We start from the raw sequence: 9595 nt of genomic DNA, 5'->3' as shown, positions 1-9595 counted from the left end.
GTTCCTCGACCTCGACGGCGGATCCAGCGCCAATGCGGTGGCGCTGTTCAGCATGGAGGAGGGCTGTTCCCTCGCGCTGGGGGACCTGATGTTCCTCTGATCCGGCCCGACGTCGGGGACGGGCTGGACAAGCGCGGTGGTTTCAACGCACACCACGCGCCGGGGCCGGATATTGGGGGCAGGGGCAATGACGGATCGAGTGCTGGTGACGGGCGGAGCGGGCTATATCGGCGCCCATGCCTGCAAGGCCCTGGCACGGGCCGGTTTCCTTCCGGTCGTCTTCGACAATCTCTCGACCGGCTGGAAGGGCGCGGTGCAATGGGGTCCGCTGGTGAAGGGCGATCTGATGGACCGCGCCGCGATCGACGCGGCGCTGGCCGAGCACCGGCCCGTCGCGGTGATGCATTTCGCCGCGCTGTCGCTGGTCGGCGAGTCGATGAAGGACCCCGGCCTGTACTGGCGCGTCAATGTCACCGGCGCGCTGAACCTTCTGGAAGCCTGCGCGGCGGCGGGGGTGCGGAACTTCGTCTTCTCCTCGACCTGCGCCACCTACGGCGACCAGGACGGGGTGCTCCTGACCGAGGACACCCCGCAGCGGCCGATCAACGCCTATGGCGGCTCGAAACTGGCAATTGAACAAATGCTGCGCGACTTCGGGGTTTCCGCCGGAATCTCGCATGTGATCTTTCGATATTTCAACGTCGCGGGCGCCGACCCCGAGGGCGAGACGGGCGAGCAGCACACGCCCGAGACCCATCTGATCCCGCTGATGCTGGACGCGGTGGCGGGCAAGCGCCCGGCGCTGACGGTCTTCGGCACCGATTATCCCACGCCGGACGGCACCTGCGTGCGCGACTACGTGCATGTCTCGGACCTGGCGGATGCGCATGTCCTGGGGCTGCAACGGCTGCTCGCGGGCAAGGGGAACGGGGTCTATTGCCTGGGCACCGGACGCGGCTTTTCGGTGCGCGAGGTGATCGAGGCCAGCCGCATGGTCACCAACCGCGAGGTGCCGGTGGTGATCGGCGACCGGCGCCCGGGCGATGCGGCGATGCTCGTCTCGTCCTCGACCCATGCCATCGAGGAGCTGGGCTGGGAGCCGAAACGGTCCACCCTGCGGCAGATGATCGGCGATGCCTGGGCCTGGGCTCAAAAGCCGGGGTTCTCGGAATAGGCGCACGATTTCTTCAAGGAAATCGTGTCGGAGCCTTGCAAGGCTCCGGTCCGGACTTTTCGCAAAGTCCGGGCTTCCGCCCGGTCACAGATCCCAGTCGAGCGCGGGCTTCTTCGGCGCGGGCGCTTGCGGCGCGGTGCCGCCCATCCAGCCGCCTCGGATCGGCAGCTTGCGTTCCGCCCCCCAGTCGCCGGTGACGGTCAGCACATCGCCCTCCAGCATCACCCCGGCGACCGACTGCCCCGTGGGCCAGGCGATGGCGCCGATCACATGGCGCACCTCCACCGTGCCCTGCGGGTCAAGCCGCAGAAGCGGCGGCTGCCCCGCGGCCGACAGCGGATCGGGCGTCTCCTGCGCTGACAGCCCCAGCATCGGCAGCGCCGCGCCTTCCTCGACCCCGAGGCAGCCCCGGTGCCGCCCGTTCCAGGGGGCGTAATCGCGCCCGCCGTTCGAATGCCACAGCATCGTCATCGGCAGCATCGCCGGATTGCGCAGGGACAGGAACAGATCGCCCTCCTCGGGCCGGACCACGGCGGTCCAGCCCAGGCGCGAGGCCGGATCCTCCACCCCCGCGACGAAATCCTCATGCGCCGCGCCCCAGGGATAGCGGTGCAGGTTCACCGTGCCGCCATCGGCGCCGGGAAACTCGGCCGCGTCCTCGGCCCGGCGGGGATAGGCCAGGCAGGACCGGCCGCGCGTGGTCTCCAGCGGCTCGGCCAGCGTCTCCCACCACCGCTTGCGGGAAAAGGACAGCCGCGCCCCGTTCGGGACCGAGACCATGGCGTGATTGGCCACCGGCAGCGCCCCCGCGCCGCCGATGAACAGGTGGCGCTGATAGACGAAGGGGTGGCCGTCGCTCAGCGACAGTTCCTTGACCACCGTCGCGCCCTCGACCGCGCCCGACAGGACCGCGCGCAGGGTGCCCCCGGGGGCCTCCAGCACCTGCCAGTCGCCATTCGCTGCCCGCCCGTGCAGGCCATGCTCCGACGCCCCCATCGGCGCGGCCAGGAAATCGCCGGCAAGCCAGGCCTGATGCGGCGGGGCGTCCGGGGGAACCTCGGCCGCCGCCCAGGGCGCGCGGTGCAGGGGGGCGATGTCGCGGCCCTCGTCCGTGACGCAGAGGGCGTCCAGCACCCCGCCCCGCGCGCGGAAGTCGAAACGGATGCCTTGGGCACCGATGGAGTGGGTCATGGGCTGCCTCCTTGCCGTGCCCGCCCAGCTTGGCCGCAGCGGCGGCGGGGCGCAAGGCGGTGTCAGGCCGGCCGTGCGGGCTCGCCGGGATGGCCGCCGAGATCGTCGAGGATCGGGCAGTCGGGCCGGTCGTCCCCCGCGCAGGACCGAACCAGATGGCTCAGCGTGGCCTGCATCTCCTGCATCTCGCGGATGCGCCGGTCGAGCGCCGCGATCTGTGCCTCGGCCAGGTGCCGGACATCGGCGCTGGCCCGGTCCCGGTCGCGCCAGAGCGCCAGCAGTTCTGCCACCTTCTCCATAGGAAAGCCCAGATCCCGGGCGCGGCGGACAAAGCGCAGGATCTGCACCTCCTTCGGCCCATAGGTCCGGTAGCCCGACCCGGTGCGCCCGGCGGCGGGGATCAGGCCGGTCTCCTCGTAATAGCGGATCATCTTGGCCGAGACCCCGCTTGCGCGGGCAGCTTCTCCGATGGTCATCATGCGCGGGCTCCGTATCGTTTCAGGCGCAGGGCATTGGTCAGGACGAAGACCGAGGACAAGGCCATCGCCCCCGCCGCCAGCACCGGGGACAGAAGGATCCCGAAGGCGGGATACAGCACCCCCGCCGCCACCGGGATCAGCGCGGCGTTGTAGGCGAAGGCCCAGAACAGGTTCTGCCGGATGTTGCGCATCGTCGCACGGCTCAGGCCGATCGCATCGGCCAGGACCGGCAGGCGACCCGAGACCAGCACCACATCCGCCGCCTCGATGGCGATGTCGGTGCCGGTGCCCATGGCGATGCCCACGTCAGCTTCGGCGAGTGCCGGGGCGTCGTTGATCCCGTCGCCCGCAAAGGCAAGCCGGCCCTGCGCCTTCAGCCGGTGCAGCGCCTGAACCTTGCCCTCGGGCGTGACCTCGGCCACCACCTCGTCGATCCCCAGATCGCGGGCGATGGCCCCGGCCGCCCGCGCACTGTCGCCCGAGATCATGGCCAGCCGCAGGCCCATCGCCTTGAGCCGCGCGATGGCCGCCGGGGTCGTGGGCTTCACCGCGTCGGCCACCGCGATCAGCGCCACCGCGCGGCCGTCGCGCGCGGCGAGGATCGGGGTCTCGCCCCGGTCGGCCAGCCGCCCGGCCTCATCCGCGAAGGCCGCGACATCGACGCCCCGCCGCGCCATCTCGGCCGCCGAGCCGAGCGCGATGTCGGATCCCGCGACGCGAGCCTCGACGCCATGGCCGGGAAGGGCGCGGAACCCCTCGACCGGGGGCAGGGCCATGCCCTCGGCCGCCGCGACGATGGCGCGGGCGACGGGGTGTTCGGACTGCGCCTCGACCGCGGCGAGGATCGGCAGCAGCGCCTCGCGCGTCTCGCCGGGGGCGGGGTGAAAGGCGGTCAGCACCGGCCGGCCCTCGGTCAGGGTGCCGGTCTTGTCGAAGGCCACGACCTCGACCCCCTGCAGGGCCTGCAACGCCTCGCCCTTGCGGAAGAGGACGCCCAGTTCCGCCCCCCGGCCCGTCCCGACCAGGATCGAGACCGGCGTTGCCAGCCCCATGGCGCAGGGGCAAGCGATGATCAGGACGGCGACGCCGTTGACCAGCGCCATCGGCAGCGCGGGCGCGGGGCCGAAGGCCAGCCAGACCGCGAAGGTCAGCGCCGCCAGCGCCATGACCACCGGCACGAACCACAGCGTCACCCGGTCCACCAGCGCCTGGATCGGGAGTTTCCCGCCCTGCGCCGCCTCGACCATGCGGATGATGCGCGACAGCATGGTGTCGGCGCCCACCGCCTCGGCCCGGATCGCCAGCGCCCCGGTCTGGTTCACCGTCCCGCCGATCACCCGGTCGCCCGGCGCCTTTTCCAGCGGCACCGGCTCGCCGGTCACCATGGATTCGTCGATCCAGCTTGCACCCTCGATCACGCGGCCATCGACCGGCACCCGTTCGCCCGGGCGCAGCTCCAGCACGTCGCCGGGGCGGACCTCGGCGAGAGGCACATCCTCCACCCTTCCGTCGCGGCGCAGATGCGCGGTGGCGGGTTGCAGCGCGACCAGCCGGGCGATCGCCTCGGAGGACCGGCCCTTGGCGCGCGCCTCCAGCAGGCGGCCCAAGAGGATCAGCGTGACGATCATCGCCGCCGCCTCGAAATAGACCGCGACCGAGCCGGGCGGCATCAGTCCCGGCAGGAAGGTCGCCAGCGTCGAATAGACCCAGGCCGCGCCCGCCCCCACCGCGACCAGCGAGGACATGTCGGGCGCTCCCCGCAGCAACGCCGGGATGCCCTTCAGGAAGAACCGCCGTCCCGGTCCGGCCAGGACCAGCGTCGTCAAGAGGAACTGCATCCCCCAGCTCGTCCCCTGGCCGATGGTCGCCATCACCCAGTGGTGAAAGGCCGGGATCATGTGCCCGCCCATCTCCAGCACGAAAACCGGCAGGGTCAGCGCGGCCGACAGGATCAGGTCGCGGGTCAGCCCGCGCGCCTCTTCCTCGCGGCGAAGGGTAGGGGTCTCGATCACCGCCGACGCCACCCGGGCGCTATAACCCACGGCCTTGACGGCGGCGACCAGGGCGGGGGCGTCGGCTACCCCCTCGACCCGCGCGCTTTCGGTGGCCAGGTTCACCGAGGCACCCGTCACCCCCGGCAGCGCCTTCAGCGCCCGTTCCACCCGCGCGACGCACGAGGCGCAGGTCATCCCCTCGATCACCAGCTCTTGCGGCGGGGCGGCGACGTGATAGCCCGCCTTCTCCACCGCGCCGATCAGCGCCGCGACCGGCGCGATGCCGCGCACCTCGGCGGTTTCGGTGGCAAGGTTGACCGAGGCCGAGCCGACGCCCGGCACGCCCTTCAACGCCCGTTCGACCCGACCGGCGCAAGAGGCGCAGGTCATGCCGGTGACGGGCAGGGTAAGGGTGGTTTCGGTGGGCTTTGCGGTCATGGTCCACCTCCTTGTTCGGTCGGGACCACGGCTATATGGGCCTTCCCATCATGGGAAGGTCAAGCCCCGACGCGAGCTTTTCCGTAACTGCGGGCAACCGCCAGAAGGCGCATTGCGGTCACGAACTCGTGTGGTAATGTCGCGGTCGCGCCGATAGCGCATTGAACTCATCTTCGGGAAGGACCGACATGAAACGCCTCGCTGCTACGATACTTGCAACTTCGCTGGCCCTCACCTCGACCGCCGCCCTTGCCGGTGGTCCGGTCATCGTGGAAGAAGAGGGGCAGCCGGAAGTCGTGGCCGAGAAGCCGCGCTCGGGCTGGATCGTTCCGGTCGTTGTGGGGCTGGTCCTGGTCTGCGCCATCGCCTGCGGCAATGACGACGACGAGGAAGTGACGCCGCGCGGTTAAGCTTCGCGGGCCGGCCGGGCGTCTACTCGACTAACCCATCGTATTCCCCTGCGCCGGCGGAACTTTGTTCTGCCGGCGTCTTGCTGTCAGAACCGCCCGGGCCGACAGGCCCGGGCTGCCGGCCCGGGCTCGTGGCCGTCCACCAGCGCCGACACCATCCGCGCCGTCACCGGGGCCAGCGTCACCCCCAGATGCCCATGACCGAAGGCCAGGATCACCTCGCCCCCGCCGCTTGAGGGACCGATCACCGGCAGGCTGTCGGGGATCGAGGGGCGGAAGCCCATCCACTCGCGGTCGGGCGGGCCGAGGTCGGGGAAGAAGGCCCGCGCACCCTCGACCAGTTTCGCGATGCGGTGGGGCGAGGGCGGCAGGTGAAGGCCGCCCAGTTCCACTGTCCCCGCCGCGCGCAGCCGTCCCGCCATCGGGCAGAGGTAGAAGCCGCGCGCGGTGGGGCAGGCGGGGCGGGTCAGGCGCGGCTCGGCCATGTCCCATTCGACATGATAGCCGCGCTCGGTGTCGAGCGGGATCCGGTCGCCCGCCTGCCGCGCCAGCGCGCGGGAATGGGCGCCGGCGGCGATCACCACGCGGCGGGCGTGCAGGTGCAGATCCGGCCCCTCGATCACCACGCCGTCCGGGCGCCGCGACAGCCGCTCGGCCCGCGCGGACAGAAGCCGCGCCTTGCCCAGCACCTCGGCCGCGATCAGGCCCATCATCCGGCCGGGATCGTCCAGGAAGGTCGCGGCGGGAAAGAAGGCCGCGCCCGCCTGCGGCGGCAGGCCGGGCTCCAGCGCCGCCAGCGCCTCGGGGCCGAGAAGGTCCACCTCCACCCCCAGCGCGCGGCGGCGGTCCAGCTCGGCCCAGGCGCGGGTGAAGGCATCGCCAGTCTCGTAAAGGTAAAGGCACCCTCGCCGCTGCAGGATGCCCGCCCCCTGCACCCGCAGGACCAGATCGTCCCACAGCTCGCCCGCATCGCGCAACAGGACGGCCAGCGCACCGGCATTGTGCCGGGCCCGAGCGGGCAAGGACTGCCAGAGAAAGCGCATCAGCCAGGGCATCAGCGAGGGCAGCGCCCGGTGGCGGATCGCCAGCGGCGAGGTTTTCGAGAACAGCAGCGCGGGCAGCGACCGCAGCACGTCGGGCGTGCCGACCGGGCTGGTGGCATAGCCGGCGATGGTTCCGGCATTGCCGTAGCTTGTCCCCATGCCGGGCTGGCCGGGATCGACCAGGGTCACCTCGTGGCCCCGGTCGATCAGCTCCAGCGCGACGGTCAGGCCGATCACGCCCGCACCGATCACCGCGATATCGGTCGTCTCGCGCATCAGCATCGCGCCAGGGCGCAGGCTGCGCTACAGCGCACCGTCAGAGACAGGCCTCGAACAGCTTGCGCGTGTTCTTCTTGGTCATCTTGACCGGGTTGCCGCCGCAGGATGGATCCTCCAGCGCCATCTTGGTCAGCATGTCGAGATCCGGGTCCTTGACGCCCAGCTTGGTCAGGTTCTCCGGGATGTTCAGCGTCTCGCGCAGGTCAAGGATGCGCTGGTAGAAGCCCTTGTAGCCGCCCTTGATGCCGATGTAGGCCGCGGCCGAGGCCAGCCGGTCCTTCACGGCCTTCCGGTTGAAGTCCAGCACCATCGGCATCACCACGGCGTTCGTGGTGCCGTGATGCGTGTTGTAGACCGCGCCGATCGGGTGGGACAGCGCATGGATCGCCCCAAGCCCCTTCTGGAAGGCCACCGCCCCCATCGCCGCCGCGCTCATCATGTGCGCGCGGGCGTCAAGGTCGTTCGGGTCCTTGTAGACCTTGGGCAGGTTCTCGAACACCAGCCGCATGCCTTCCAGCGCGATGCCCTGGGACATCGGGTGGTAGAAGGGGCTCGAGTAAGCCTCAAGGCAATGCGCCAGCGCGTCCATCCCCGTGCCCGCCGTGATGAACTTCGGCATCCCCGTCGTCAGCGCCGGGTCGCAGATCGTGACGGCGGGCATCAACTTCGGGTGGAAGATGATCTTCTTCTTGTGGGTTTCACTGTTCGTCAGCACCCCGGCCCGGCCGACCTCGGACCCGGTCCCCGCCGTCGTCGGCACCGCGATGATCGGCGCGATCTTCGAGGCGTCGGCCCGGGTGTACCAGTCGTCGATGTCCTCCAGCTGCCAGACCTTCAGCTTCTTCGGCTGTTCGGCCATCAGCGCGATCATCTTGCCAAGGTCCAGGGCCGAGCCGCCGCCGAAGCAGATCACCCCGTCATGGCCGCCCGCCTTGTAGACGGCGATCCCGGCTTCCATGTTCTTCTCGTTCGGGTTCGGGTCCACGTCCGAGAACACCGCCCGGCCCAGGCCCGCGGCGTCGAGGATGTCGAGCGCGTTCTGGGTGATCGGCAGGGACGCCAGCGCCTTGTCGGTGACGAGCAGCGGCTTCTTCAGGCCGATGGACTTGGCATGGTCGGCCAGTTCCGCGATGCGGCCGACGCCGAACTTGATCGCGGTGGGATAGGACCAGTTCCGGTTGGGAACGTTGTGGGTCATGGTCTCAGACTTTCTTCAGGTGATAGGATTTCGGCCGGGTGACGGAGTGGAACCCGAGATAGGACAGCGAGGTGCCCCGCCCGGTGTCCTTGACACCCGTCCAGGTGAGCGCGGGGTCAAGGTAATCGGCGCGGTTCATGAAGACGGTCCCGGTCTCGATCTTCTCGCCGATCCGGGCGGCGGTGTCGTAGTCCTCGGTCCAGATGCTCGCGGTCAGGCCATAGGGCGAGTCGTTCATCAGCCGGATGGCTTCCTCGTCGTTCTTCACCGGCATGATGCCGACCACCGGGCCGAAGGATTCCTCCTTCATCACCCGCATCGAATGATCGACGTTGACCAGGATCTGCGGCGCGAGATAGGCGCCGCCGTCATCGGCGAACTTCTTCGGGTCGAGGAGCGGCTTCGCCCCCTTGGCGATGGCCTCGGCGGTCTGGTCGCGGACGGTCTGGGCGAACCGCTTGTGCGCCATCGGGCCAAGCGTGGTCGAGGCGTCGAAGGGATTGCCCAGTTTCAGCTGGCCCACCCAGGCGACCGACTTTTCCACGAAGCTGTCGAACAGTTTCTCGTGGACATAGATCCGCTCGATGCCGCAGCAGCACTGCCCGGCGTTGTACATCGCGCCGTCCATCAGCACGTCCACCGCCACGTCGAGGTTCGCATCCTCGCGCACATAGCCCGGGTCCTTGCCGCCGAGTTCAAGGCCGAGCGGCGTGAAGGTCCCCGCCGCCGCGCGCTCGATCGCCTGCCCGCCGCCGACGGACCCGGTGAAGTTCACGAAACCGAACGACCGCTTGGCGATCAGGGCTTCGGTGGTGGCGTGGTCGAGGACGACGTTCTGGAACACGTCCTCGGGCACGCCCGCCGCGTGGAAGGCCTCGGCCAGCCGTTCGCCGACGAGGAGGGTCTGCGAGGCGTGCTTCAGCACCACCGTATTCCCGGCGATCAGCGCGGGGACGAGGGTGTTGATCGTGGTCAGGTAGGGGTAGTTCCACGGCGCGATGATGAAGACGACGCCCACCGCCTCGCGCGCAAGATAACGGCGGAACTTGTCGCTGTCCTCGATCATCTCGGGGGCGAGGGTCTTGGCGGCGATCGAGGCCATATAGTCGGTGCGCGCGTTCACCCCGCCGAACTCGCCGCCGTAACGGGTCGGGCGGCCCATCTGCCAGGCCAGCTCTTCCACCACCACCTCGGACATGGCGTTCAGCTTGGCGACCCCGGCCTTGACCAGGGCGATCCGCTCGTCCAGCGGGCGGGCGGCCCAGGGTTTCTGCGCGGCCTTCGCCCGGGCGACGACCGCCTCGGCGGCCTCGGGCGACAGCGGCATCCGTTCGGCATAGACCCGGCCGTCAACGGGGGAAATCAGTTGGATCGGTTTCATGTCAGTCC

General features: G+C 70.0%; 8 protein-coding genes. 2 read left to right on the top strand and 6 right to left on the bottom strand.

What is annotated here, in order from left to right:
- Positions 1-187: 187 nt before the first annotated feature.
- A complete protein-coding gene (gene galE / locus FL625_RS15445) occupies positions 188-1174 on the top strand; it encodes a UDP-glucose 4-epimerase GalE (RefSeq protein ID WP_149589573.1) in 987 nt (328 codons plus the stop codon).
- A gap of 84 nt (positions 1175-1258) precedes the next feature.
- Here the strand turns inward: galE and FL625_RS15440 are convergent, their stop codons facing one another.
- The 3 genes from FL625_RS15440 to FL625_RS15430 form a co-directional block, all read right to left on the bottom strand.
- The gene (locus FL625_RS15440) at positions 1259-2365 is read right to left on the bottom strand and encodes a hypothetical protein (protein WP_149589572.1); all 1107 of its coding nucleotides are present in this window, start codon (positions 2363-2365) and stop codon (positions 1259-1261) included.
- Positions 2366-2427: 62 nt separating this feature from the next.
- Entirely contained in the window at positions 2428-2841 is a 414-nt protein-coding gene (cueR, locus tag FL625_RS15435; protein ID WP_149589578.1) for a Cu(I)-responsive transcriptional regulator, read from the bottom strand.
- Positions 2841-5276 (bottom strand): heavy metal translocating P-type ATPase, encoded by a 2436-nt coding sequence (locus FL625_RS15430; protein WP_149589571.1) that lies wholly within the window; start codon positions 5274-5276, stop codon positions 2841-2843. Before FL625_RS15430 ends, cueR begins: the two co-directional genes overlap by 1 nt.
- Before the next feature lie 188 nt (positions 5277-5464).
- Between FL625_RS15430 and FL625_RS15425 the strand changes: the two genes are divergently transcribed.
- Positions 5465-5686, top strand: a complete 222-nt coding sequence (locus tag FL625_RS15425) for a hypothetical protein (RefSeq protein ID WP_149589570.1) — start codon at positions 5465-5467, stop codon at positions 5684-5686.
- A gap of 86 nt (positions 5687-5772) precedes the next feature.
- On the opposite strand, the gene FL625_RS15420 is transcribed toward FL625_RS15425, so the two are convergent.
- From FL625_RS15420 to FL625_RS15410, 3 genes are read right to left on the bottom strand one after another with little or no spacing between them, the layout of a single operon-like run.
- Complete coding sequence (locus FL625_RS15420) at positions 5773-7005, bottom strand: NAD(P)/FAD-dependent oxidoreductase (protein WP_235019444.1); 1233 nt, start codon at positions 7003-7005, stop codon at positions 5773-5775.
- Between the two features lie 40 nt (positions 7006-7045).
- Positions 7046-8206: an iron-containing alcohol dehydrogenase gene (locus tag FL625_RS15415; protein WP_149589568.1), complete on the bottom strand. Its 1161-nt coding sequence runs from the start codon at positions 8204-8206 to the stop codon at positions 7046-7048.
- Between the two features lie 4 nt (positions 8207-8210).
- A complete protein-coding gene (locus FL625_RS15410) occupies positions 8211-9587 on the bottom strand; it encodes an aldehyde dehydrogenase family protein (RefSeq protein WP_149589567.1) in 1377 nt (458 codons plus the stop codon).
- Positions 9588-9595 lie beyond the last annotated feature (8 nt).

Source organism: Tabrizicola flagellatus (assembly GCF_008271465.1).
In the GTDB taxonomy this organism is placed as follows: Bacteria; Pseudomonadota; Alphaproteobacteria; order Rhodobacterales; family Rhodobacteraceae; genus Tabrizicola; species Tabrizicola flagellata.
Note: the sequence above shows the minus strand (reverse complement) of the source record. Positions and strands in the feature narration are given on the sequence as shown.

Excerpts from the sequence above, each read along its gene's own strand:
- galE (WP_149589573.1), top strand. The coding sequence starts at position 188 with ATGACGGATCGAGTGCTGGTGACGGGCGGAGCGGGCTATATCGGCGCC.
- FL625_RS15440 (WP_149589572.1), bottom strand. The coding sequence starts at position 2,365 with ATGACCCACTCCATCGGTGCCCAAGGCATCCGTTTCGACTTCCGCGCG.
- cueR (WP_149589578.1), bottom strand. The coding sequence starts at position 2,841 with ATGACCATCGGAGAAGCTGCCCGCGCAAGCGGGGTCTCGGCCAAGATG.
- FL625_RS15430 (WP_149589571.1), bottom strand. The coding sequence starts at position 5,276 with ATGACCGCAAAGCCCACCGAAACCACCCTTACCCTGCCCGTCACCGGC.
- FL625_RS15425 (WP_149589570.1), top strand. The coding sequence starts at position 5,465 with ATGAAACGCCTCGCTGCTACGATACTTGCAACTTCGCTGGCCCTCACC.
- FL625_RS15420 (WP_235019444.1), bottom strand. The coding sequence starts at position 7,005 with ATGCGCGAGACGACCGATATCGCGGTGATCGGTGCGGGCGTGATCGGC.
- FL625_RS15415 (WP_149589568.1), bottom strand. The coding sequence starts at position 8,206 with ATGACCCACAACGTTCCCAACCGGAACTGGTCCTATCCCACCGCGATC.
- FL625_RS15410 (WP_149589567.1), bottom strand. The coding sequence starts at position 9,587 with ATGAAACCGATCCAACTGATTTCCCCCGTTGACGGCCGGGTCTATGCC.